Source organism: Ruegeria sp. K11 (assembly GCF_056531905.1).
Window position 1 is genome coordinate 30,777 of record NZ_JBQFMP010000002.1, and the last position, 22,694, is coordinate 53,470.

General features: G+C 58.8%; 24 protein-coding genes and 1 tRNA gene. 12 read left to right on the plus strand and 13 right to left on the minus strand.

The window, feature by feature from the left end; genetic code table 11:
- Window positions 1-2: 2 nt before the first annotated feature.
- Complete coding sequence (locus tag ACR0K4_RS02915) at window positions 3-1,301, plus strand: amino acid ABC transporter permease (protein WP_480521626.1); 1,299 nt, start codon at window positions 3-5, stop codon at window positions 1,299-1,301.
- 12 nt (window positions 1,302-1,313) lie between these two features.
- Window positions 1,314-2,105: an amino acid ABC transporter ATP-binding protein gene (locus ACR0K4_RS02920; protein WP_480521625.1), complete on the plus strand. Its 792-nt coding sequence runs from the start codon at window positions 1,314-1,316 to the stop codon at window positions 2,103-2,105.
- A gap of 48 nt (window positions 2,106-2,153) precedes the next feature.
- Here the strand turns inward: ACR0K4_RS02920 and ACR0K4_RS02925 are convergent, their stop codons facing one another.
- The 8 genes from ACR0K4_RS02925 to ttcA all read right to left on the minus strand — a co-directional run bounded on the left by ACR0K4_RS02925 (window position 2,154) and on the right by ttcA (window position 10,117).
- Window positions 2,154-2,651: a SixA phosphatase family protein gene (locus tag ACR0K4_RS02925; RefSeq protein ID WP_480852734.1), complete on the minus strand. Its 498-nt coding sequence runs from the start codon at window positions 2,649-2,651 to the stop codon at window positions 2,154-2,156.
- Complete coding sequence (locus ACR0K4_RS02930; protein ID WP_480852735.1) at window positions 2,648-3,328, minus strand: ferredoxin; 681 nt, start codon at window positions 3,326-3,328, stop codon at window positions 2,648-2,650. The genes ACR0K4_RS02925 and ACR0K4_RS02930 overlap by 4 nt, the downstream gene beginning before the upstream one ends.
- A 19-nt stretch (window positions 3,329-3,347) precedes the next feature.
- Complete coding sequence (gene argB / locus ACR0K4_RS02935) at window positions 3,348-4,211, minus strand: acetylglutamate kinase (RefSeq protein WP_480521622.1); 864 nt, start codon at window positions 4,209-4,211, stop codon at window positions 3,348-3,350.
- Window positions 4,212-4,271: 60 nt separating this feature from the next.
- On the minus strand, window positions 4,272-4,925 hold the full coding sequence (yihA, locus tag ACR0K4_RS02940; protein WP_480852736.1) for a ribosome biogenesis GTP-binding protein YihA/YsxC: 654 nt from the start codon (window positions 4,923-4,925) through the stop codon (window positions 4,272-4,274).
- Window positions 4,922-5,659: an MOSC domain-containing protein gene (locus tag ACR0K4_RS02945; protein WP_480852737.1), complete on the minus strand. Its 738-nt coding sequence runs from the start codon at window positions 5,657-5,659 to the stop codon at window positions 4,922-4,924. Before ACR0K4_RS02945 ends, yihA begins: the two co-directional genes overlap by 4 nt.
- Entirely contained in the window at window positions 5,656-7,485 is a 1,830-nt protein-coding gene (yidC, locus tag ACR0K4_RS02950; RefSeq protein WP_480852739.1) for a membrane protein insertase YidC, read from the minus strand. The genes ACR0K4_RS02945 and yidC overlap by 4 nt, the downstream gene beginning before the upstream one ends.
- A 125-nt stretch (window positions 7,486-7,610) precedes the next feature.
- A complete protein-coding gene (locus ACR0K4_RS02955) occupies window positions 7,611-9,152 on the minus strand; it encodes a putative bifunctional diguanylate cyclase/phosphodiesterase (RefSeq protein WP_480852741.1) in 1,542 nt (513 codons plus the stop codon).
- 71 nt (window positions 9,153-9,223) lie between these two features.
- The gene (gene ttcA / locus ACR0K4_RS02960) at window positions 9,224-10,117 is read right to left on the minus strand and encodes a tRNA 2-thiocytidine(32) synthetase TtcA (RefSeq protein WP_480852743.1); all 894 of its coding nucleotides are present in this window, start codon (window positions 10,115-10,117) and stop codon (window positions 9,224-9,226) included.
- A gap of 104 nt (window positions 10,118-10,221) precedes the next feature.
- On the opposite strand from ttcA, the gene ACR0K4_RS02965 reads away from it, so the two are divergent.
- Window positions 10,222-11,166 carry an alpha/beta hydrolase gene (locus ACR0K4_RS02965; RefSeq protein ID WP_480852744.1) on the plus strand — a complete coding sequence of 315 codons (945 nt, stop codon included), beginning with the start codon at window positions 10,222-10,224 and terminating at the stop codon, window positions 11,164-11,166.
- 28 nt (window positions 11,167-11,194) lie between these two features.
- Here ACR0K4_RS02965 and yidD read toward each other — a convergent pair whose 3' ends face one another.
- The 3 genes from yidD to rpmH are packed head-to-tail and all read right to left on the minus strand — an operon-like array spanning window position 11,195 to window position 12,014.
- On the minus strand, window positions 11,195-11,431 hold the full coding sequence (gene yidD / locus ACR0K4_RS02970) for a membrane protein insertion efficiency factor YidD (RefSeq protein WP_480852746.1): 237 nt from the start codon (window positions 11,429-11,431) through the stop codon (window positions 11,195-11,197).
- Window positions 11,428-11,853 (minus strand): ribonuclease P protein component, encoded by a 426-nt coding sequence (rnpA, locus tag ACR0K4_RS02975; protein WP_480852748.1) that lies wholly within the window; start codon window positions 11,851-11,853, stop codon window positions 11,428-11,430. The genes yidD and rnpA overlap by 4 nt, the downstream gene beginning before the upstream one ends.
- A 26-nt stretch (window positions 11,854-11,879) precedes the next feature.
- The gene (gene rpmH, locus ACR0K4_RS02980; RefSeq protein ID WP_005980833.1) at window positions 11,880-12,014 is read right to left on the minus strand and encodes a 50S ribosomal protein L34; all 135 of its coding nucleotides are present in this window, start codon (window positions 12,012-12,014) and stop codon (window positions 11,880-11,882) included.
- A 296-nt stretch (window positions 12,015-12,310) separates the two neighbouring features.
- Here rpmH and ACR0K4_RS02985 point away from each other — a divergent pair, with 296 nt between their 5' ends.
- The 4 genes from ACR0K4_RS02985 (at window position 12,311) to ACR0K4_RS03000 (ending at window position 16,007) form a co-directional block, all read left to right on the plus strand.
- Window positions 12,311-13,042 carry a TVP38/TMEM64 family protein gene (locus tag ACR0K4_RS02985; RefSeq protein ID WP_480521613.1) on the plus strand — a complete coding sequence of 244 codons (732 nt, stop codon included), beginning with the start codon at window positions 12,311-12,313 and terminating at the stop codon, window positions 13,040-13,042.
- A gap of 4 nt (window positions 13,043-13,046) precedes the next feature.
- Window positions 13,047-14,465, plus strand: a complete 1,419-nt coding sequence (locus ACR0K4_RS02990) for a dihydrolipoyl dehydrogenase family protein (protein ID WP_480852750.1) — start codon at window positions 13,047-13,049, stop codon at window positions 14,463-14,465.
- 18 nt (window positions 14,466-14,483) lie between these two features.
- A complete protein-coding gene (locus ACR0K4_RS02995) occupies window positions 14,484-15,866 on the plus strand; it encodes a sensor histidine kinase (RefSeq protein WP_480852752.1) in 1,383 nt (460 codons plus the stop codon).
- A 64-nt stretch (window positions 15,867-15,930) separates the two neighbouring features.
- Window positions 15,931-16,007, plus strand: a tRNA-Arg gene (locus ACR0K4_RS03000).
- A gap of 261 nt (window positions 16,008-16,268) precedes the next feature.
- On the opposite strand, the gene ACR0K4_RS03005 is transcribed toward ACR0K4_RS03000, so the two are convergent.
- Together ACR0K4_RS03005 and ACR0K4_RS03010 are read right to left on the minus strand one after the other, a co-directional pair.
- Window positions 16,269-17,366: a Gfo/Idh/MocA family protein gene (locus ACR0K4_RS03005; RefSeq protein WP_480852754.1), complete on the minus strand. Its 1,098-nt coding sequence runs from the start codon at window positions 17,364-17,366 to the stop codon at window positions 16,269-16,271.
- Window positions 17,367-17,378: 12 nt separating this feature from the next.
- Window positions 17,379-18,089 carry a GntR family transcriptional regulator gene (locus tag ACR0K4_RS03010; protein WP_480852755.1) on the minus strand — a complete coding sequence of 237 codons (711 nt, stop codon included), beginning with the start codon at window positions 18,087-18,089 and terminating at the stop codon, window positions 17,379-17,381.
- A 107-nt stretch (window positions 18,090-18,196) separates the two neighbouring features.
- Between ACR0K4_RS03010 and ACR0K4_RS03015 the strand changes: the two genes are divergently transcribed.
- The 5 genes from ACR0K4_RS03015 to ACR0K4_RS03035 are packed head-to-tail and all read left to right on the plus strand — an operon-like array spanning window position 18,197 to window position 22,688.
- Window positions 18,197-19,351, plus strand: a complete 1,155-nt coding sequence (locus ACR0K4_RS03015) for an LLM class flavin-dependent oxidoreductase (RefSeq protein WP_480852757.1) — start codon at window positions 18,197-18,199, stop codon at window positions 19,349-19,351.
- Window positions 19,351-20,241: an aldo/keto reductase gene (locus ACR0K4_RS03020; protein ID WP_480852759.1), complete on the plus strand. Its 891-nt coding sequence runs from the start codon at window positions 19,351-19,353 to the stop codon at window positions 20,239-20,241. The genes ACR0K4_RS03015 and ACR0K4_RS03020 overlap by 1 nt, the downstream gene beginning before the upstream one ends.
- The gene (locus ACR0K4_RS03025; protein ID WP_480521651.1) at window positions 20,241-20,756 is read left to right on the plus strand and encodes a flavin reductase family protein; all 516 of its coding nucleotides are present in this window, start codon (window positions 20,241-20,243) and stop codon (window positions 20,754-20,756) included. Before ACR0K4_RS03020 ends, ACR0K4_RS03025 begins: the two co-directional genes overlap by 1 nt.
- Window positions 20,757-20,810: 54 nt before the next feature.
- Window positions 20,811-21,398: a TRAP transporter small permease gene (locus ACR0K4_RS03030; RefSeq protein WP_480852760.1), complete on the plus strand. Its 588-nt coding sequence runs from the start codon at window positions 20,811-20,813 to the stop codon at window positions 21,396-21,398.
- Window positions 21,399-22,688: a TRAP transporter large permease gene (locus ACR0K4_RS03035; protein WP_480852761.1), complete on the plus strand. Its 1,290-nt coding sequence runs from the start codon at window positions 21,399-21,401 to the stop codon at window positions 22,686-22,688.
- The last annotated feature ends 6 nt before the right edge of the window (window positions 22,689-22,694 follow it).

The window sequence follows — 22,694 nt, forward strand, 5'->3', positions numbered from 1 at the left end:
CCATGGCTGATCAAACAACCAATCCGATCGCATTCGTGGCCGATGGCACCATCCCGCCGTCTCCGCCACCTGCAAATGAAACGGGTATCGTCAAATGGCTGCGCGAGAACCTGTTCTCGGGCGTGACAAACACGATCCTGACCCTTGCCTCGCTGGTGCTGATCTACCTCATTCTGAAGAACACCTTACCGTGGATTCTGAATGGGGTTTGGAATGCGAACTCTCTGGCGGAATGCCGTGAGATTCTCGCGGGCAAGACCGGCGCGTGTTTCGCGGTTCTAACGGAACGCTGGCCGCAGCTGATCTATGGGTTCAAATACCCGGTCGATGCCTATTGGCGCCCCAATCTGGCCTTTGTGCTGATGCTTGTTGCGATTGCACCGGTCCTGTTCTTTGACCTGCCGCGCAAACTGCTGATTTTTACAGCACTCTATCCCTTTGTCGCCTTCTGGCTGATTTGGGGCGGCACGATCTTTGTGCCCATCGTTGCGTTGCTTGGCTGTGTTGCAGCCGGTGCTGTTTTCCAGAAATTCGGCAAGAACAGTTTTGCTGCCGGGTTCTTTGGGGCCATCATCGTTGCGCTGGTTGTCTGGAAGCTCGGCGGAGCTTTGATCCCCGAGAATGCGTCCGAAAGCGCATGGCTTTCCGCTGTTCCCAGCCGCGATCTTGGGGGCTTCATGCTCAACATGATGCTGGGGCTGACCTGCGTGTCACTGTCTGTGCCGTTAGGCATTGCATTGGCGCTGGGCCGTCAGTCGAACATGCCGCTGATCAAATGGGTTTGTGTCATCTTCATCGAATTCATCCGCGGCGTGCCTCTGATCACGCTGCTGTTCGTGGCTTCGGTGATGTTGTCGTACTTCTTCCCGCCCGACAGCACGGTCGATCTGTTCCTGCGCGTTGTGATCATGATCACCATGTTCTCGGCCGCCTATATCGCCGAGGTGATCCGCGGCGGTCTGGCAGCGCTTCCACGTGGACAGTACGAGGCAGCAGATAGTCTGGGTCTGGATTACCCGCAGGCGATGCGTCTGATCATCCTGCCGCAGGCTCTGAAGATTTCGATCCCGGGTATCGTGAACGTGGCCGTGGGCCTCTTCAAGGATACCACACTGGTTTCGGTCATCTCGATGTTCGATCTGGTGGGCATGATCCGGGGCCCCATCCTGGCGTCAACCGAATGGAACGGCGTCTATTGGGAGCTTCTGGGCTTTGCCGCGCTTCTGTTCTTCGTCGTCTGTTACGGCATTTCTCAATATTCCCAGTGGCTCGAGCGTCGCCTTGCCACGGATCACCATTAAGGAGTTCAACATATGTCTGAACTTGCAGTAGAACGCGATATTGACCGCTCGAAGATGCAGGTGAGCGACGAGGTCGCCATCGAAATCAACGGCATGAACAAGTGGTACGGATCCTTCCACGTGCTGCGCGACATCAATCTGACCGTCAATCAGGGCGAACGGATCGTGATCGCGGGTCCGTCTGGGTCGGGCAAATCCACCCTGATCCGCTGCCTGAACGCGCTGGAGGAACACCAGCAGGGCACGATCGTTGTGGATGGGACAGAGTTGTCTAATGACCTCAAGAACATCGACAAGATCCGGTCCGAGGTTGGCATGGTGTTCCAGCACTTCAACCTGTTCCCGCATCTGACCATTCTGGAAAACTGCACGCTGGCCCCGATCTGGGTGCGCAAGACGCCCAAGAAAGAGGCCGAAGAGCGCGCGATGCATTTCCTTGAAAAGGTGAAAATCCCGGATCAGGCGCTGAAATATCCCGGCCAGTTGTCCGGTGGTCAGCAGCAGCGTGTGGCAATCGCCCGCTCGCTCTGCATGATGCCGCGGATCATGTTGTTCGATGAACCGACCTCGGCGCTGGACCCCGAGATGATCAAAGAGGTGCTCGACACCATGATCGAACTGGCCGAGGAAGGCATGACCATGCTGTGCGTGACGCACGAGATGGGCTTTGCCCGTCAGGTCGCCAACCGCGTGATCTTTATGGATGCCGGTCAGATCGTGGAACAGAACGAACCGGAAGAGTTCTTCAACAACCCGCAAAGCGAGCGGACCAAGCTGTTCCTCAGCCAGATCCTGGGTCACTGAACCGGACTGACATTGACATGGAAGGGGCGGGAGTTTTCCCGCCTTTTTCTATTCCAGTAACTCGCGTGGAATAGCGAAGCCCTGAACCTCACCGCTGCGCCATTCCAAGCCCGCCCAATCCGTGATGTCGAACTGGATCACCGTCGTCGCGCAGGTCGGATAGTCAAAGAACCGGTCGTGGTCCGGGGCCTGCCGCACCAGTCGTTCCGCGAACTTTGCAATACCGAGGTTGTGGCCCAGCATCAGCACGGTCTGTCCGGTGGCCTGTCGCAACTGCGTCAGCATGGCCTGAGCACTCGCATGGTACAGGTTTTGGTGAAACGAGACTTTATCGGCCTGTAATCCCATTCGATCCCATGTCTCGCGCGTGCGCGCAGATGTTGAGCTTTGGACCTCATCCGGTAGCCAGTAATTTTCCCGCAGCCACGCGCCGATTACAGGAGCGGATTTTCGGCCGCGTTTGTTGAGCGGCCGGTCATGATCGCCAAGGGCGGGGTCGTCCCAACTGGATTTCGCGTGGCGGGTCAGGATCAGGGTGCGGGTCACGACGGATGAAACGCCTTCATATGATGGGCGGATTGCTCCGGATCGCGCCCGGCCCCGGCGCTGAGCGGGCAGGCAAGGCGGGCAAGGCAGCCCCCCGTCATACAGGTCTGCCCCTCATCCGTGTCCAGATGGCCATGGCAGGCGGCCACATCATAAAAACTGTGCGTATTAAGGGCGCTGATCGGGCAGGCCGTGGCGCAAGGCGCCGGGCAGGTGGAGCAGGGCGATGCGGTTGCGACCTCGGGCACTGCGAATTCTTCGGTGAAATGCAGCGCGCCACGATAGGAAATCAGCATGCCCACCGTGTCATGCACCAGCGCGCCCACGGGGCTGCTGAAGCTACGTCCAGATTTGAGCGCCCAGTCGATGAAGGGCGCATAGGGCGGCCCGCCAAAGGGGAAATGCGCCTGCGCGCCAAGCTCTTGCGCCATCTGTCCGATCACCCGCGTTGACCAGCGATCCACCGGATCAGGTCCTTGCCATTCCGGGGCGGCCTTTAGGGCCGGCCAGAACGCGCCCGCAGTGCCCAGCAGAATAAGCGTGCCGCTATCCAACTGCTTGGTTTCGGTCGTGCGAGGATGCAAAGCCCCCATAACGATCAGGCCGACAGACTGAGCCGCTTGTTCAACGCGAGCGAATTCGGGGCTTGGGTTTGCTGGGGTGTTCGTTTGATCCATGCCACGCCCTCCGCGCCAGTCAGTCGGGTCGGATCAGCGAACCCGCACCGTGCTCGGTAAACAATTCCAGCAGCACGGCATTGGGCGCACGCCCATCGAGGATCACAACCGCTCTCACACCGCTGTGCAGGGCATCCAGAGCGGTTTCCGTCTTGGGGATCATGCCGCCTGCAATGGTGCCTTCCAGCGTCATCTCGCGGATTTGCCCGGCTTTCAGCTCGGTCACCACTTCCCCTGCAGCATTCTTGACACCCGACACATCGGTGAGCAACAGCAGGCGATCCGCCTTCAATGCCGAGGCAATCGCCCCCGCAGCCGTGTCGCCATTGACGTTGAATGTCTCTCCATCCCGGCCAGCACCCAAAGGCGCAATCACCGGGATCACGTCGTGCGAGAACAAGTCATGCAGCACCTTGGGGTTCATCTGCGACGGAGAGCCAACGAAGCCCAGCGACGGATCGGTCTGGTCGCAGATCATCAGGTTGGCATCCTTGCCCGACAGCCCCACAGCAGACCCACCCTGACCGTTGATCGCCTGCACGATGCGCTTGTTCACAAGGCCGGACAGGACCATCTCGACCACTTCAACGGTGGCTTTGTCGGTCACGCGCTTGCCGCCTACAAATTCGGATTGGATGTCCAGTTTGTCCAGCATCGCGTTGATCATCGGCCCGCCGCCATGAACCACCACCGGGTTCACACCCACCTGACGCATCAGCACCACGTCGCGGGCAAAGCTCTCCATCGCTTCGTCGCTGCCCATGGCGTGCCCGCCCAGCTTGATGACGACAATCGCGCCATCGTAGCGCTGCAGATAAGGCAACGCGCTGTTGAGTGTGGCTGCGGTGGCGATCCAGTCCCGGTTCATGTCTCTTGTCTTCATGGCTAAGGTCCCTCTGGCCCACCGTGTTAGGGCGTTTGGGCGGTGCTGCCAAGGGCCAAGCTATTCCAGATGCGCGATAATCGAGCGAAGGGTCGGGATGCCATCCCCTTTTTCGGACGAGGTCAGCACGATCTCTGGGAAGGCCGCGGGGTGTTTCGACAGTGCCCCGCGCACCTGACCCAGCACCTTGTCGCGATCCTTGGCCTTGACCTTGTCGGCCTTGGTCAGCACGACCTGAAAGGTTACGGCGCTGGTGTCGAGCAGCTTCATGATCTCGGCATCGACCGGCTTTACCCCATGGCGCGCATCGATCAGGACGAAGGCCCGACGCAGGGTCTGACGGCCGCTCAGATACTGTTTTAACAGCCGCTGCCACTTTTCCACCACCTTGACCGGCGCGTTCGCATAGCCATAGCCGGGCAGGTCGACCAGATAGAGCTCGGGTCCCTGGGTGAAAAAGTTGATCTCTTGCGTGCGGCCTGGCGTGTTCGAGGCGCGTGCCAGCCCCTTGGTGCCGGTCAGCGCATTGATCAGGCTGGATTTGCCCACGTTTGACCGGCCTGCAAAGCAGACTTCCAGCCGATCCGGGGCGGGCAGACCATCCATGGCCACGACGCCTTTGACGAACTCGGATTCACCCGCAAACAGCTTTCGCCCGGTTTCTTTGGCCAGCGCGTCGGGGTCTTCGGCCAAGGGGAAGGGCAGCGTGGTCATAGTACCTGCACCTTGTCACCAGTTCGTACGGTTCCGCCTTCCAGCACTTCGGCATAGACACCAAAATCCTGATGGCTCCAGCTATTGAGCGCGCCCAAAGTATCCGCGTCACGCTCGCCCGTTTCGGGGCTGGCAGTCGTCGCAAGACAACGTGTGATACGCTCACGGACGTGGAACACGGCTTCGCCGATGCGGATATCGCGGTCCAGCCAGTCGAACTCTTCCCACAAAGGCAGGCCATCGAACCAGATGTTGCCGCGCCAGCGGGCGATGGACAGGTCGCGCCCCAGCTTTTGCTCAACCGCCCGGTGCGAGGCCATGTTGCACAGGCTGATCGACGGAAAATCGCTGTCCGTCATGCCGCGCCCGGGGACGCGGATAATGCGGGCCGAGGCCGCGCGGTCAGCGGGCATCAAGGGTTGGACCCAGTCCAGAAACGCATCCTGCTGGGTATCAGGCTGGAAACTCAGATCGGGTCGGTTGGGATGGTGCAGTGTGACGCTGTCGCCTTGTAGCTCTGCCGAGATTGCCATCAACTGAGGGGCCTTCGCGCCCCGACTGAAATTGGGGCAGGGCACCCATGCTGATCCATCTGCCTTGGATGCCTCATGCGCAACGGCCCAAACACGATCCCCGGGCATGGTCTGCCCGGGGGTCATGGTAACGTGATCAAGGCTTTCGCGCCCGTGACTTTTGATCGGGTGCCGCCACAGGCTGGTGACTGCGCCGCTCATTTGCCGTCTGTCTTTGGTGTTTTCTTGAAGCCGGATTTGATGTTGCCAAACACATCCGGCGTATATCCTTGGCTGCGCATGATCAGATATTGCTGCGTGAAGGTGATCGTGTTGTTCGCAATCCAGTAGACCACCAGCCCGCTGGCAAAGCTGCCCAGCATGAACATGAAGACCCACGGCATCCACGCGAAAATCATCGCCTGCGTCGGATCGGTTGGTGCCGGGTTCAGTTTTTGCTGCAACCACATCGAGATGCCCAACAGGATTGGCAGAATGCCCAGGAAAATCAGCGCGAGGAAGGTTTCGGGCTGCGGACCGGCCCAGGGTAGCAGGCCAAAGAAGTTCATGATCGACGTCGGGTCAGGCGCGCTGAGGTCCTGGAACGGACCGAACCACGGGGCCTGACGCAGTTCGATGGTGACGAAAATCACCTTGTACAGTGAGAAGAAGATCGGGATCTGCATCAAGATCGGCAAACAGCCTGCGGCCGGGTTCACCTTTTCTTTCTTGTACAGTTCCATCATCCCCTGCTGCATCTTCTGGCGGTCGTCGCCAGCGGCCTCTTTCAGGGCTTCCATCTGCGGCTGAAGTTCCTTCATCTTCGCCATCGAGACGTAGGATTTGAACGCCAGCGGGAACAGGATCGCCTTGATGATCAGGGTCAGGCCGATGATCGACCAGCCCATGTTGCCGATCAGGACATTGATGTTATGCAACAGCCAAAAGATCGGTTTGGTCAGGAAGAAAAACCAGCCCCAATCGATGCTGTCGATGAATTTCTGAACGCCGTCTGCCTGATATTCGCGAATGGCCTCCCATTCTTTGGCGCCGGCGAACAGGCGTGTGGTGACCTGCTCGGTGGCGCCCGGCGCGACGGTCAACGTCGGCAGAACCGTCTCAGTCTGGTAGATTTTCCGGCGCGAGTCATATTTGGCGGCAGCCTTGAACGCCGATCCGGGTTCGGGAATCAACGTGGTCATCCAATAGTGGTCTGTGAAGCCGATCCAGCCATCTTGCTTGACCTGATACACTTCTGCCTGCGCCCGCTCGTTGGGGTCGATATCGAAATCGCGAACATCACCATAGTCGACCTCGGTCAAAGTGCCATCGGACATGCCGATGACGCCCTCGTGCAGGATAAAAAAGTTCTTCAGACCGGGCAGGTCGCCATCTTCTCCGACCCCGTGCCGGGCAAGGATGCCGTAAGGTGCCATGGCAACTTCGGACCCCGTTGCGTTTTCAACCGATTGCGTGACGGTGAACATATAGTCGGCATCGACCTCGATCGTGCGGCGGAAGGTCAGACCCTTGCCATTATCCCATGCCAGCGTGACCGGTGTATCCACACCCAAAGCTTCGCCTTGTTCGAGCGACCAGATTGTATTGGGGCCGGGCACGTCCTCACCAACCAGGCCCGCACCCGGAGCCCAGCCGTATAGGGCATAATAGGCGGATTCAGAGCCGACCGGCGACAGCAATTCCACGACGGGTGCGCCTTCGGCAATCGAGGTTTTGTAGTCCTTCAGAAACAGCTCATCGATCCGGCCACCAGACAGGGACAGGCTGCCCGACAGGCGCGGCGTGTCAATCTGCACACGTGGTGCCTGCGCTTCGGCCTCAACCTCTTCCGCGGCGACGGTTGCTTCGCCGACCGAACCGGCGTCAGCCGCGCTGGGGGTTTGCAGCGCTTCGCCTTCTGCTGCACTGATTTCGGCCTGATCCGGCACAGGGGTTTGCTCTGGCGGTGGGAACAAAACGAACCATACGAGGATCACCAGAAAACTGAGCACGGTTGCGAGGATGAGGTTCTTGTTCTGATCGTCCATCTGGGACAGCCACCTTGAGCAGGGAAACACACCCGGTGGGTTCAACAGAGTGCAGCCCGAAAGGTCAAGTGGATTCGCCTTCGATTTGACCAGGACATGATGATCGAATGGCGGATTTAGTGTATTTATCCGGTTTTTCGCCCGATTTTCGGCGCATTCTTGATATTGTTGCGATGCGCGGCGATCCAGTCCTGCGTTTTGTCAAACGGCATGGGTTTACCGATGCCGAAGCCCTGGACGTGGTTACACCCCAATTGCGCCATCAATGCATGCTCGCCCGGGGATTCCACCCCTTCGGCCAGAGTTTCCAGATTCAGTCTTTCCGCCATAGTCAGAATTGCGCTAACCAGTTGCTGCTGGCCGGGGTCCTGATCCGATTTAGCAACAAATGTACGATCGATCTTCAGGCGGGACACATTGAAACGCTTGATGGAAGCAATCGAAGCATGTCCGGTGCCAAAATCATCCAGATCAATACAACTGCCCAAACTGGCCAAGCCGGTGACGTTTCGCGTTATGACATCCTCGGGCCCGCGCGAGAATACCGTCTCGAGGATTTCAACCGCCAACCTGTCCGGGGTCAGATCGAATTGATCCAGTTCCCATTTCAGCCGGTCGATCAGGCCGGGATTTCGCAATTCGTTGGACGAAAAGTTCACGCCAATCCGAGGCACGCGTTGCCCGGCGGCATCCCAGGCGCACATTGCCTCGAACGCGTGGTGACGCATGGCCTGACCCAGCCGGTCCATCAATTCCGCCTGTTCAGCAAAGGGAAGAAACACACCGGGCGCAAGCACACCCTTGGTCGGATGTTCCCACCGGGCCAATGCTTCGAAACCGGTGATGTCGCCAGTATCGGTCGAGATTTGGGGTTGAAACCAAGGCCGGATCTGGCCGTTGTCCAGTGCGGTTTCAAATTCCTTGCGCAGGTTGACGCGCACCATTGATCTGCGCCGTGTGTCAGAGGAATACGCGCGAATGGTGGAGGGCCCGCTTCGTTGCGCTTCGCACAAAGCCGCTGTTGCCGCATCAATCCATTCTGCAGCCTCGGTGTCAGGCAAGAGCGACTTTTGACAAAATCCGACGCAGCACGTGAGGTAGACACTGGTGCCGTTCACCATGACAGGCTCTTCAATTACGCTGTGGATGCGGCCAGCCATCTGGATACAGGCCTCAAGGTCCAGATTGGGCGACGGGGCCAGGCCGATCAGGAATTTGTTCCGTCCGATCTGGGTAAACAGGTCCTGGTTGCGGATGATCGAAAGAATGCGCTCGCCGAATTGTACTGTCAGATGATTGGCGGCGGCGTGGCCATGAAGGTCCATAACTTCCGCGTAATCATCCAGCGCTACGGCAACACAGGCGGCGTCTTCGCCCTTATGCTGCGCCGCGGTTTGCAGACCCTGCAATTCGGCTTCGAACACGTCGTTGGGGACCTGTCCACTGGGGCCAATGCCCGAACTTGTGGCGGTATAAGATCGCCCGGCCCAAAGGCCCGTGATCGCTGCCGCCAGTGGCAATCCCAATGCCGTGCCCAACAACGCGACCTCGCCCCCCAGCCAAAAGGCGCCCAGACAGATCGCAGGCACAAATGCCAAGGCCTGCGGTCCTGACAGGACGACGCGCGATGTGTTCACAATACCTGCGACAGAGATTGGTTTCCGCATGGGTTCCGACGGCCTTTGACTTGGGCGGGGATCGCTCGGGTCAACCGTAGGTCAGCATTCTGAGTCAGTCGTTAACGCAGCCGTGGAATTTCTTCCGAATTTTCGTCTATTTGACTCGGACTTATCGCCAGGTTGGCAAAATCGAATAGTTTCGGGTCAAGCAGATGCGAGGGCCGGGCGTTGGTCAAAGCCCGGAACATCACCTGTCGCCGCCCGGGCGCGTTCTTTTCCCACTGGTCAAGGATTTGCTTGACCTGTTGCCGCTGCAAGCCATCCTGGCTGCCGCACAGATCGCAGGGAATGATCGGATAATTCATCGCCTTGGCGAATTTCTCGCAATCGGCCTCGGCCACATGCGCCAGCGGGCGGAATACGAACAGATCGCCTTCTTCATTCACCAGTTTTGGTGGCATGGTTGCCAGCCGACCCCCGTGGAAGAGGTTCATGAAGAAGGTTTCCAGAATGTCATCACGATGATGGCCCAGAACCACGGCGCTGCAGCCCTCTTCGCGGGCAATCCGGTACAAATTGCCTCGACGCAAGCGCGAACAGAGCGCGCAATAGGTCCGGCCTTGCGGAACCTTGTCGACAACGATCGAATAGGTGTCCTGATATTCAATGCGATGCGGGACCTGCATACGTTCCAGAAATTCCGGCAGCACGGTTGCGGGAAACCCAGGCTGACCCTGGTCCAGATTGCAGGCCAGCAGATCGACGGGCAGCAGCCCACGCCATTTCAACTCATGCAACACAGCCAGCAGAGTATAGCTGTCCTTGCCCCCGGACAGACAAACCAGCCATCGCGGCGGCTTGGCGTCTTTGTCATGGGCAGACGGATCGACCATCCCGTATTGTTCGATGGCTTCGCGGGTCTGGCGCACGATGCGTTTGCGCAGCTTCTTGAACTCGGTGGTCGAAGGGGCGCCCGCAAAGAGCGGGTGAATATCATCAGCGTCGTCAAACATGGGCCGTGGTTACAGCGGTCGGCACCTACGGGCAAGCGTGATTGGCGGATTTTGGAGCATCGGGAAGCTGTGTTAAAACATCGCCATTCATCAAGGAGCTTATTATGGACTATGCCTTTGTTGCCCGCGGCAAAAGCGGAAATGGGTTTTCGAACGAACCGGCGGCCAGCCATTTTCTGGAAATCCCGGAAAACGCGCCTGATATGGAATTGTCGCATAAGATCACGAAACGGGAGTGGCGTGAAAAGGTTATGATTGCCGCGCAGGGCGGCGCACCCAACCCGAACACCGAAGGTGATATCGTGTTCTATGTGCATGGGTTCAATAATTCGCAGGCCGAGGTTCTGGTACGGCACCGTAAGATCAAAGCGGGGCTTGAAGCCCATGGATTTCGCGGCGTGGTTGTCAGTTTTGACTGGCCCAGCGCCGATTCCGCGCTGAATTATCTGGAAGATCGCATGGACGCAAAACAATCGGCCTTTCGTCTGGTCAAGGACGGTGTTGCGATGTTCTCTGAGATGCAAAAGCCGGATTGTCGGATTGATCTGCACGTTCTGGCGCATTCCATGGGCAGCTACGTGGTCAGAGAAGCATTTGACGACGCTGATGATCGCGCCCGGATTGCCAGCAAAAGCTGGTCGGTCAGTCAGGTGATGCTGGTTGCCGCGGATCTTTCGGTTGCATCGCTGGATCCAGACAGTTCAAAATCCTCGTCGCTGTACCGGCACTGCGTGCGGCTGACGAATTACTACAACACGATGGATGATGTGCTGTCGATCTCGGCAGTCAAGCGCATCGGGGTAGCACCGCGCGTGGGGCGCAATGGGATGAACAGACCGCTGCACAGCAAGGCGGCCAATGTCTATTGCGGCGCGCGGTTCAAGGAAGGCGGCTTTGACGACGGCATAAACGCGGGCCACACGTTCTATTTCGACGATCCGATGTTTCTGGAGGATGTGTTCCACACCATTTCCGGCAAACTGGATCGAGAGGAAATCCCGACCAGAGGGATTACGACGCGGGGAAACCTGTCGTTGAAGCCGGGCTGACCTTTGGGGTCATGAATTCCGGCGCGGCTTAGTGTTCTGGCTTTGAGTCCGGCACAGGATCATACCCGTCGCCGCCCCAGGGATGGCACCGACCGATTCGCCGGGCGGCCAGCCATGCGCCTTTGATGGCCCCATGCTTTTCCAGCGCTTCCAGCGCATAAGCCGAGCAGGTTGGCTGATACCGGCAGTTGAATCCCACCCAGGGACTGAACACCAGCCGGTAGGCGCGCACGGGCAGGGCGAACAGATGCGACAACCACGTCATGAGCGGCCTTGATGCACCTTGCGCAGGGCATAGCGCAGGTCGTCCAGCAACGCGTCGAAAGTACGGTTTGCAGTGGCCTCGGCACGCCCGATCAGAACATAATCCCAACCATCGCGGCCCGAAACAGGCAACACGGCCCGCGCCGCTTCGCGCAAACGTCGTTTGGCCCGATTTCGCGCGACTGCATTTCCAACTTTCTTGGAGCAGGTAAAACCGACGCGGATGCCCTCCGCTTCGGTCGGAGCACGTTTGCGGGCCTGCACCATCATCGACGATGTACCCTGCCTGCGCGCGCGCGCTGCCTTCAGGAAATCCGAGCGCTTGCGAAGAACAATCAATGTTTTGGGTGCGCAAACAGAAGCCGCCGGGGGCATTTCCCCGGGTTGGTTTATACCATCCTCAGGGGCCTCCGGCGGCGTCATGTTCATAACCTGAAAGGTCGAGCGGTTTACGCGCTCAGCGATTTGCGGCCACGTGCGCGGCGCGCGTTCAGGATTTTGCGGCCGGCTTTGGTAGCCATGCGCGCGCGGAAACCGTGGCGGCGTTTGCGAACCAGGTTCGAAGGCTGATAGGTGCGTTTCATCGCTCCGTCTCCATTCAATAGCGGTGGGGTGCGGCGCGGATTCGCCTGGCCCGAGTATTCGAAGCCCGTCCTCTACTGGGTGGCGGGGGGTAAGTCAAACCCCTAGGTGGGGGTTTTGCCCGCTTTTGCAACAATTCTGTAACCGCGTAGGTCAAAAAGTTTCAAAATGAGCGTTTTGCTGGCCCCGACACTCACATTCCCTGCCGTAAACATCAACGCGGCGTGAGGTCCCTGTTGCCGCGCCGCCAGACATCGCATGTTGGGTGCAGATGAAACGCACAAAACCGGACAGCCCCATGAGCGATGCAACTCAGGCCCCGCGCAACGGACTTGCGCGTCATATTCCTTTGATGGTGATCCTTGCGGTTGCCGTGCTGGGATTTTTCACACTGGGCGACTACCTGACATTTGAGACGCTGCGGGACAACCGCGAAGCGCTTTTGGCATGGCGGGACGCAAATTATTGGGCGATGGTCGGTGCCTTTGTCGCGATCTATATCGTGATCGTTGCGTTTTCGCTGCCTGGTGCGGCCGTGGCCTCAATGACCGGCGGGTTCTTGTTCGGGTTGTTCGCCGGAACTGTGTTCAACGTCTTTGCCGCCACCATTGGTGCGTCGGCTATCTTTCTGGCGGCGCGTTGGGGATTGGGCGAATCCCTAACCGCGCGGCTCGAATCTTCGGAGGGCACCGTCAAAAAGCTCAAGGACGGGCTGCGCGAGAACGAGATCTCGGTGCTCTTTCTGTTGCGACTTGTTCCGGTGGTTCCGTTCTTTGTTGCAAATCTTGTGCCTGCGCTTGTGGGTGTAAGGTTCCGCAATTTTCTGATCACGACCGCGCTGGGCATTATCCCCGGCGGCATCGTCTATACCTGGATAGGTGTTGGTCTGGGCGGTGTTTTCGACCGAGGTGAGACGCCGGATGTCTCTCTCCTGTGGGAGCCGTTTGTCATCGGGCCAATCATCGGCTTGTGTGTGCTGGCCGCGTTGCCCATTGTGATCAAAACTCTGCGTGGCCGAAAGGACGGCTGACCTCATGCAAGAACTCAAGACCGATATCCTGGTGATTGGCGCCGGGTCAGGGGGGCTGTCCGTTGCGGCGGGTGCCAGCCAGATGGGCGCAAAGGTGATCCTGCTGGAAGGCCACAAGATGGGCGGCGATTGCCTGAACTTCGGGTGCGTGCCGTCCAAGGCGCTGATCGCCAGCGGCAAGGCGGCGTATGGTCAGGCCCACGCCTCGGCGCTGGGGATTGCGGACGTGATGCCTCAGGTGGACTACGCCGCGGCCAAGGACCATGTGCATGATGTCATCGCGCAGATCGAACCGATGGACAGTCAGGAACGGTTCGAAGGGTTCGGCGTCAAGGTGATCCGCGAATACGGCAGCTTTGTCTCTCCGACGCAGGTGCAGGCGGGTGATACTCTGATCACCGCGCGCCGTGTCGTGATTGCAACCGGTTCGTCGCCGCTGGTTCCACCGATCCCCGGTCTGGATCAGGTGCCGTATTATACAAACGAGACGATTTTTGACCTGCGCGACAAACCTGACCATCTGTTGATCATCGGCGGTGGCCCGATTGGCATGGAAATGGCGCAGGCGCATATTCGGCTGGGCTGCAAGGTCACTGTCATCGAAGGTCTGCAGGCGCTGGGCAAAGACGATCCCGAAGCCGCCGCAGTCGTTTTGGATATCCTTCGCGCCGAAGGGGTCGAGATTCACGAACAGGCCATGGTCGCCCAGATTCGCGGGTCGGACGGCAAGATCGACGTCGTTACGGAAACGGGGCAGATTTACTCTGGCTCGCATCTTCTGCTGGCAGCAGGGCGCAAGGCGAATACCGACCGGCTCAACCTCGAGGCCGCCGGGATCGAGCCGACGCGAACCGGTATCAAGGTTGATGACACGTTGCGGACGACAAACCGCAAAGTCTATGCCATCGGCGATGTTGCCGGAGGGCTGCAATTCACCCATGTGGCCGGATACCACGCGGGGATCATCATCCGGTCTGCCCTGTTCGGCCTGCCGTCCAAGGCGAAAACCGCGCATATCCCCTGGGCGACCTATACCGACCCCGAATTGGCGCAAGTGGGACTGACCGAGGCGCAGGCGCGTGCTCAGCATGGCGACAGGGTCGAAGTCGCGCGGTTTGAGTATCACCACAATGATCGCGCAATTTCCGAGCGTAAGACGAAAGGCTTCATTAAGGTCATGGTCGTAAAAGGCCGCCCTGTCGGGGCTACAATCGTAGGTCACCAGGCGGGCGAACTGATCAACTTGTGGTCGCTGGCGTTGGCCAATAACCTGAAGATGGGTCAGATCGCCGCAATGGTTTCGCCCTATCCGACGATCGGAGAGCTTAACAAACGCGTGGCGGGTGCCTATTTCTCGCCAAGGCTGTTTGAGAATCAAACAGTTAAACGAGTGGTCGGGTTGGTCCAGCGCTGGATGCCCTGACCTGAGGAGGAGCGCAAAGTGAACTCGCTTTCGGGCCGATTTCTGATCCTGACCACGGTCTTCGTCATGTTGGCCGAGGTTTTGATCTTTGTGCCGTCGATTGCACGCTTTCGCGAAGATTTCCTGCTGAACAGGCTGGAACGGGCGCAAATCGCCTCGTTGGCTTTGCTGGCCGATGACATGCTGGCCGATGATCTTGAGGCTGAATTGCTGGCCAATGCGGGTGTCTACAATGTGGTTCTGCGCCGGGATGAGGTGCGTCAGCTGATGCTGTCCTCGGCTATTCCCGACCAGATCACCAAAACCTATGACCTGCGGGATGCCAGTCCCTGGGTGCTGATCCGGGACGCCACGATTCGTCTGTTTACGCCGGGAAATGAAATCATTCGCGTCATCGGTGCCCCGGTGAAAGAGGCCGGTTTGTTGATCGAGGTGACGACCGACAGTGATCCGTTGCGCTCGGCGATGACCGATTACGGGCTGCGCATTCTGTTTTTGTCTTTTGTCATTTCGATCATCACCGCGTTCTTCCTGTTCCTGGCTGTACGGGTCGTTCTGGTGAAGCCGATCAAGGGCGTGGTCGGCTATATGCAGCGCTATGCCAGCGCGCCCGAGGATGCCCGCGGCATCATCTCGCCCAATTCCAAAGTGACCGAACTGCGCGAGGCCGAAGAGGCGCTGCAGACCTTGCAGACCGATCTGACGCAGGCCTTGAAACAACGCGAGCGCTTGGCACAGTTGGGAGGGGCCGTGGCCAAGGTCAGCCACGATCTGCGTAACATTCTGACTTCGGCCCAGCTGTTCACGGACCGGATTGAGGCCAGCAATGACCCGTTGGTGAACCGTATGGCGCCAAAGCTGGTCAACTCGATCACCCGCGCGGTGTCCCTTTGCGAAAGCACTTTGGCTTTTGGGCGGGCCGAAGAACCCGCGCCGACCCTGACGATGGTTCCGGTTCGCGACGTCGCATCAGACGTGGTTGCCAGCGAGCAGCTCGCGGTTGCCGACGCTTGCGTCGAGCTGATCAATGACGTGCCCGAGGATCTGGTTGCCCGCGCCGACCCCGAGCAACTGTTCCGTGTGATCATGAACCTTGTACGCAATGCCCGACAAGCGCTGGTGGCCGCAGGCAAACCGGGCAGGATCACGGTTTCGGCCGTCGAGCACGAGGCGGATTGGCGCATCGAGATCAGCGACACCGGCCCCGGCCTGCCTCCTAAGGCCCGCGAGAATCTGTTTACCCCGTTTCAAGGCGGTGTCCGCAAAGGCGGCTCGGGCCTCGGCCTTGCGATTTCTCAGGAACTGGTGCGCGGTCATGGCGGCGATCTGCTGCTGAAAGACACGGGCCCTAAGGGTACGACCTTTGAAATAAGGCTTCCCAGAGGCGACGGGACTTTTTGAATTATTTTTGCAGAATCCGCTTGCACGCACCCGGCCCCGGGTCTACATAGCGCCTCACCAACGCGGACCGATAGCTCAGCTGGATAGAGTACTTGACTACGAATCAAGGGGTCGGGGGTTCGAATCCTCCTCGGTCCGCCACTTGGTAAATTCATTTGAAATCAGAATCTTGGCCAGCTGCTGCGAAGATCTGCCTTGGCTGTCAAGAAGCCCGTTCCCTAGGCATCGCCAAGACACACTCGGTTCTTCGCGCAAAGGATGATCGACTGCTTTGCCGCCCGAATGTGATCTGGGAAATTCTCCGTAAGATAAATGGCGCGCAGACGACGCCCGATTTCCGAGGCTAATCCGTGGAACCAGTTGTGAGCAGGCGATTGAAGCGACATATCGCCTGTTCACCCATCATCCAAGATCAACCGTTTGACCAAGTCGCAGTGACTCTTGCGCGGCCAGTCCCATTCTGACGGCCCATACCCCATCGCTTAGAGACACGTCAGGGGCGGAGCGTTCACCGCGCACCAGATCCAGAAAACCCTGATGCTGGAAATAGGTCGAGCCATTGTGATCGCCGGCCGCCAATAATTTGGGGTCGACGGGGATGTCGCGGGTCACAGGGCCCTTGGGGTCGCGCGGGCTGATGATCAGTTGCGGCACAGGGGGCGTGCCCAGATGTTCGGGCCAGAACCGACCGGGGCCGGGGATCAGTGCTTCGACCTTGGCATCGGGTCCGATGGCGCTGAGTTCTTCCTGATACCGCGCGCCCTCGGCGAACATGCAAAGCTCCAGCATGGCGCGCGCGCCCGAGGCGAACTCGGCGATGACATAGCCGTTGTCCAGAATGTCGGGGGTCTCTCCGTCATAGGTCTCGTCCAGATGGTTAACCGACTGATCGCCGATTGCGGTGATCCGCACCGGATCAGAATTCAGGATGAGACGCATGAGATCGAAGAAATGGCAGCACTTTTCGACAAATGTTCCGCCGGTGTTGCGGCTGAACCGGTTCCAGTTGCCGACCTTTTCAAGAAATGGAAAACGATGTTCGCGGATGGACAGCATCTTGATACCGCCGGTCGTGTCTTGTGCCTCGGCGATCAACGCCGCGATGGGCGGCATATAGCGGTATTCCATCGCAACCCAGATCGGGTGAGGGTAGGTCTTGTCCAATTCTGCCAGGCGATCCGCGTCAGCCGCATCGGTGAAGAGCGGTTTTTCGACCAGCAAGGGCAAGGGGCGGGTGGCTGCGATTTCCGTCACCTGGCGGACATGCAGATGGTTCGGGCTGGCAATGACGATGCAATCCAGGTCCTCAACTCGCAGCAGTGCCTGAATGTCAGGAACGATCAATGCATCCGGGGCAATCTGCGCGGCCTTTTCAGCCATACCCGGATCTGGCTCGACAATGGCTGCGACATGGGTTCCTTCCAGCAAGGCAATGTTGTGCAGGTGCTCTTGCCCCATCATGCCGCATCCGATCAGCCCGTAGTTGATGGTCCGGGTCATGCGCGTTTCCTTTTACTTCAGACGTTGGACGTAGGTGGCCCGATCCGGATCGAACCAGGTTCTTGAGAATTCGACGGGCTCTGGCCTTTCCGACCAGCTGAACCGTTCAATAAATCCGGCTGTTTCACCGGCCTGTTTGGTAAAGCCAGGTGGGGTCCAGTCGGGCAGACGGGCAACCGAAACCCTGTCTTCGGCCCGCGTGATCCAGAAGCCCAGTTGTTGCTGGTAATAACGGTACAGCGAGTCGGACAGCAGCGCCCGGTTGATCTGTCCGGCCGATTCGTCCAGCCAGATTTCCTCGACCGCGATGATTGTGTCATTCAGATAGCGCATGCGGCGCACCCGTGATCCGCGATGTGTCGCTCCAAATTGCGGCAGGTCAGCGGTCTTTCCCAACTGGTCGACCGACAGGATATCCGCGCGGGGCAGGCCCCCGCCTTCGGGCAGCTCCAGCCGAAACATGGCATAGACGCTGTTCTGGGTTCCGGTCTCGCGAATGTAGTTTCCCGAGCCCTGAATGCGCTCCAGCATCCCTTTTTTCTCAAGCTCGGCCAGCGATTTTCGCAGGGTCCCGACCGAGACATTCAGGTTGGCCGCCATGTCCCTTTCCGGTGGCAAACGTTCGCCATCGATCAGACGCCCGGCAGCGATGTCGCGGATCAGAAGTTCCGCGATCTGAACATAGATCGGCAAGGCGTTGGGATTGCGGTGGGTTGTTGCCATCAGAGCGCGCTTCACTGAGTCGCAGAAATAATTGATACACTATTGATCTACATCAATGTGCTTGCTACGCAAGAGGAAAGTCAAAAGATGCACGGAGAACGAATCAAATGACCATCGTCCCCATCACATCGCCCGATCTGGATGCGGCGGAAGTGTCTTGGTTCGCGGCGCTGTGTTCGGACGATTATCAGTTTCTGGGTGTGCCCGATGGCGATTTGCGGTCAAGCTGGGACCATTGTTCTGGCATCGTGAAAGAGGCCGAGGCGCAGGGCTTTCGCAACATCCTCTGCCCCTCTTCCTATCAGGTCGGTCAGGACACGCTGAGCTTTGTGGCAGGCTGTGCGCCGATCACCGACAAGATCAACCTTTTGGCCGCCGTGCGCTGTGGCGAGATGCAGCCGATCATGCTGGCGCGCACCATCGCGACATTGGATCACATGCTGAAAGGAAGGCTGACGGTGAATATCATTTCGTCGGATTTCCCGGGCGAAAAAGCCGAAAGCGCCTATCGTTACCAGCGGTCACGCGAAGTGGTCGAGATTCTGAAACAGGCATGGACGCAGGACGAGATCAATCATTTCGGTGAGGTCTACAATTTCTCGGGTCTGACGACAGATCCTGCCAAACCTTATCAGACTGGCGGTCCCTTGTTGTATTTCGGAGGCTATTCGCCGTCCGCACTGGAGCTGTGCGGCGAGCATTGTGACGTCTATCTGATGTGGCCCGAGACCAAGGATCAACTGGCCGAGCGGATGAAAGCGGTCCATGCGGTTGCCGAGAATTACAACCGCACGCTGGATTACGGTCTACGCGTCCACATGATCGTCCGCGATACCGAGGCCGAGGCGCAGGAATATGCGGACTATATCGTATCGAAACTGGACGACGAATATGGCCGCGCCATTCGCGAGCGGGCTTTGGATGCCACCTCGCTGGGTGTGGCGCACCAGTCCAAGAACCGGGATCTGGCGGATGAGTATGGCTATGTCGAACCCGGGCTTTGGACCGGTGTCGGGCGGGCGCGGTCAGGATGCGGTGCAGCCCTCGTCGGCTCCACGGATCAGGTCATGAGCAAGATTGAAGAATACCAGAAGATGGGCATTCGCGCTTTCATCTTCTCGGGCTATCCGCATGTCGATGAGGCCCGCCATTTCGGCGCGCGCGTGCTGCCGAACCTGAAAACATGTTCCCTGCCACAGGCTTACGGGCGAGTCCCCGCTGACGTGCCGGCGACACCGTTGGGCAACGGGGTGCGCCGCTGATGCAACGTGTAGCGCTTTCCGACACTTTGGACCTGAGCCGCCTTGTCTATGGCATGTGGCGCTTGGGCGATGACCACGACACGTCGGCCGGACATGTCGAAGCAAAGATTCACGCCTGTCTGGATCAGGGCATCACCACCTTCGATCAGGCGGACATCTACGGTGATTACAACGCCGAGGCCGTGCTGGGCGCTGCCCTTCGGGCCAACCCTGCATTGCGCACGAAAATGGAGATCGTGACCAAATGCGATATCGTCGCGCCTTGCGGGCGCTATGCGCATGCCAGGGTCAAATACTATGATACGTCACGCGCGCATATCCTGAACTCGGTCGAGACATCGCTGACCGAAATGGCGATCGACCATATCGATCTGCTGCTGCTGCATCGCCCCGATCCGTTCATGGATCATCACGAAACCGGTGCTACGCTGGATGATGTTGTGGCCAGTGGCAAGGTCCGCGCGGTGGGCGTGTCGAATTTCCGCCCCTGGGATTGGGAATTGCTGCAATCGGGCATGAAAACCCGGCTGGTGACAAACCAGATCGAAGTGTCGCTGGGCCAGATCAGCCCTTTCACCAATGGCGATCTGGCCTTTCACCAGCGGCACGGACATCCGGTTATGGCGTGGTCGCCGCTGGGTGGCGGCGTGCTGATGGCGGGAAACCCGCCAGTCGGTGTCGTGGCGGATGAGATTGCGGCGGATTTCGGCGTTGACCGCGCCGCTGTCGCCATTGCGTTTCTGATGGCGCACCCGGCTGGCATCCTGCCGGTTCTGGGCACCAATAATCTGGACCGGATCAAACGCATTTCCGATGCGCTCAAAGTCAATCTGGATCGCGAAAGCTGGTTCCGCCTGTATGAGGCGGCGCTGGGACTAGAGGTACCATGATGAATGCCATTTCAAAGATGACACCGCACACATTCGTCCCGCACAAGGATGACACGCGTCGTTTGCGCGACGCCTTTGGCCGCTTTGCCACCGGCGTTACCATCGTCACTTGCGACAGCGAAGACGGGCCGATCTGCATTACGGCCAACAGTTTCTCATCCCTGTCGCTGGACCCGCCTTTGGTGATGTGGGCCGGTGATCGCAACTCGCGCCGGTTCCCGTATTTCCACAAAGCCAGCCATTTCAGCGTGCATGTCCTGTCAGCCGAACAGGCCGAGCTGTGTTTTGGCTGCTCGAAAAATGCTCATGCCTTGCGCGAGATCGAGCATGAGCGCTGTGTGAATGGCACGCCGCTGCTGCCGGACTGCCTTGCGCGGTTCGAATGCGAACAACATGCGTATCACAATGCGGGCGATCACGTTATCGTCGTGGGTAAAGTTCTGAAGGCCAGCATGTGGGACGGAGACGCGCTGACCTTTTACGCCGGTAAACTCGGCCAATTCGCGCAGCCCTAAGCGCGATTTGACGACCGCGGGGCCAAACCTGCGGCTGAACAAGGGAGGATCCGCATGGGCGGACTGGCGTCGGCGTTAGCGCCGATTGCATTCGTGAACGAAACCGTGCTGCGTTTTGGCCGCGCGGTTGGCGTCGTTGCGATTGCATTGATGGTGATCGCAATCCTGATTCAGGTGTTCTTTCGATATGTTCTGGGCAACGCTTTGCCATGGCCCGATGAAGCGGCCCGGTTCTGCATGTTGTGGATGACCGGTCTTATGGCCCCGACGGCGTTTCGCCGTGGCGGGTTCGTGGCCATAGACATGGTGCCGATGATGTTGCCCAAGGCAATCGGGCAGGTGTTGATGCTGTTCCTGCTATTCGTTTCGCTGGCGGTTTTGCTGGTTGCGGTGACTATCGGTTGGTCCGAAGTGACCGGCTTTGGCGGAAAATTCGCAACCGCCGCGCTGTATCTGCCGACCTCATTTGGTTTCGACGAATGGTTTCGCATCCCGCGCAGCTGGATGATGGCGTCTTTGCTTGTCGGCGTCGTCCTGCTGATTTCGGTCAATGTCGAGTTGATCCTGCGGTCGATCGTGACCCTGATGGGCGGTGGGGATCTGCTGCCTGAAATCGCGGATGCGCCGGTGGGGGCTGAATAAATGTTGATATGGTTCCTGCCCACTTTCCTAATTTTCCTGATGATCGGCCTGCCGGTCTTTTTCGCCTTGCTGGCGGCGCCCGGTATTCTGCTGTGGCTGAACGGCCAGACCAACGACATCACGCTGCTCTATCGCAATGTCTATAACGGCATGGACAGCTTTCCGCTGATGGCAATCCCCTTCTTTATGCTGGCCGGAGAGTTGATGAACCGCGGCGGCATCACCATTCGATTGGTCGAGTTCAGCCAGGCCCTGATGGGCCACCTGCGGGGCGGCCTTGCGCATGTGAACGTGCTGAGCTCCATCCTGTTCGCGGGGCTTTCGGGTTCGGCGGTGGCGGATACCTCGGCGCTGGGGTCGATGCTGATCCCGGCGATGGAGAAACAGGGCTATACCCGCAAATTCGCCGCCGCGATCACCGCGGCCAGTTCGGTAATCGGGCCGATCATTCCGCCCTCGGGCATCATGATCATCTATGCCTATGTCATGGGCGAAAGCGTGGCGGCCCTGTTCCTTGCCGGCATCGTGCCCGGCGTGATGGTGGGCGTCGGGTTGATGCTGATGATCAAGGTCATGGCCGACAAGTACGATTTCCCTGTCGCCAGCCGCAAATACACATGGGGCGAGCGGCGTCAGGCCAGCCTCAAGGCGTTCTTCCCGCTGCTGACCCCTGTCATCATTCTGGGCGGTATTCTGGGTGGTGTCTTCACGCCGACCGAGGCGGCCGCGGTCGCCGTTGCCTATGCGTTCATCATCGGATTTTTCGTTCTGCGGACGCTCACTTTCAAGGAAGTCCCGGAAATTCTCAGCAATGCGGGACTGACCTCGGCGGTGGTTCTGCTGCTGGTGGGGGCGGCGATGGCGTTCAAGACGGTGGTCAGCCTCAGCCATGCGCCGGAACAACTGGCTGCGCTGATCCTCGGTCTGTCGGAAAACCCGCTGATCCTGCTGTTCCTGATCAACCTGCTGCTGTTCGTTGTCGGCATGTTTCTGGATGCAGGTCCCGCGATCATCATTCTGGGCCCGATCCTGGGGCCAATCTTCACCAGCCTGGGTGTGGACCCGATCCATTTCGCCATTATCATGAGCGTCAACCTGACCGTTGGCCTTGCGACGCCACCAATGGGGCTTGTGCTGTTCGTGGCGGCCGCCGTGTCGCGTGAGAAAGTGGAAACCATAGCCAAGGCGATCCTGCCGTTCCTGGCTGTCGAAATCATAGTGATCTTTTTGATCACCTATGTCCCCGCAATATCCATGACGATCCCGAGGATAACGGGATTTGCAAACTGAACTGAG

Coding starts and splice junctions, on each gene's coding strand:
- ACR0K4_RS02915 (WP_480521626.1), top strand. CDS start 3: ATGGCTGATCAAACAACCAATCCGATCGCATTCGTGGCCGATGGCACC.
- ACR0K4_RS02920 (WP_480521625.1), top strand. CDS start 1,314: ATGTCTGAACTTGCAGTAGAACGCGATATTGACCGCTCGAAGATGCAG.
- ACR0K4_RS02930 (WP_480852735.1), bottom strand. CDS start 3,328: ATGGATCAAACGAACACCCCAGCAAACCCAAGCCCCGAATTCGCTCGC.
- argB (WP_480521622.1), bottom strand. CDS start 4,211: ATGAAGACAAGAGACATGAACCGGGACTGGATCGCCACCGCAGCCACA.
- yihA (WP_480852736.1), bottom strand. CDS start 4,925: ATGACCACGCTGCCCTTCCCCTTGGCCGAAGACCCCGACGCGCTGGCC.
- ACR0K4_RS02945 (WP_480852737.1), bottom strand. CDS start 5,659: ATGAGCGGCGCAGTCACCAGCCTGTGGCGGCACCCGATCAAAAGTCAC.
- yidC (WP_480852739.1), bottom strand. CDS start 7,485: ATGGACGATCAGAACAAGAACCTCATCCTCGCAACCGTGCTCAGTTTT.
- ACR0K4_RS02955 (WP_480852741.1), bottom strand. CDS start 9,152: ATGCGGAAACCAATCTCTGTCGCAGGTATTGTGAACACATCGCGCGTC.
- ttcA (WP_480852743.1), bottom strand. CDS start 10,117: ATGTTTGACGACGCTGATGATATTCACCCGCTCTTTGCGGGCGCCCCT.
- ACR0K4_RS02965 (WP_480852744.1), top strand. CDS start 10,222: ATGGACTATGCCTTTGTTGCCCGCGGCAAAAGCGGAAATGGGTTTTCG.
- yidD (WP_480852746.1), bottom strand. CDS start 11,431: ATGACGTGGTTGTCGCATCTGTTCGCCCTGCCCGTGCGCGCCTACCGG.
- rnpA (WP_480852748.1), bottom strand. CDS start 11,853: ATGACGCCGCCGGAGGCCCCTGAGGATGGTATAAACCAACCCGGGGAA.
- rpmH (WP_005980833.1), bottom strand. CDS start 12,014: ATGAAACGCACCTATCAGCCTTCGAACCTGGTTCGCAAACGCCGCCAC.
- ACR0K4_RS02985 (WP_480521613.1), top strand. CDS start 12,311: ATGAGCGATGCAACTCAGGCCCCGCGCAACGGACTTGCGCGTCATATT.
- ACR0K4_RS02990 (WP_480852750.1), top strand. CDS start 13,047: ATGCAAGAACTCAAGACCGATATCCTGGTGATTGGCGCCGGGTCAGGG.
- ACR0K4_RS03005 (WP_480852754.1), bottom strand. CDS start 17,366: ATGACCCGGACCATCAACTACGGGCTGATCGGATGCGGCATGATGGGG.
- ACR0K4_RS03010 (WP_480852755.1), bottom strand. CDS start 18,089: ATGGCAACAACCCACCGCAATCCCAACGCCTTGCCGATCTATGTTCAG.
- ACR0K4_RS03015 (WP_480852757.1), top strand. CDS start 18,197: ATGACCATCGTCCCCATCACATCGCCCGATCTGGATGCGGCGGAAGTG.
- ACR0K4_RS03020 (WP_480852759.1), top strand. CDS start 19,351: ATGCAACGTGTAGCGCTTTCCGACACTTTGGACCTGAGCCGCCTTGTC.
- ACR0K4_RS03025 (WP_480521651.1), top strand. CDS start 20,241: ATGAATGCCATTTCAAAGATGACACCGCACACATTCGTCCCGCACAAG.
- ACR0K4_RS03030 (WP_480852760.1), top strand. CDS start 20,811: ATGGGCGGACTGGCGTCGGCGTTAGCGCCGATTGCATTCGTGAACGAA.
- ACR0K4_RS03035 (WP_480852761.1), top strand. CDS start 21,399: ATGTTGATATGGTTCCTGCCCACTTTCCTAATTTTCCTGATGATCGGC.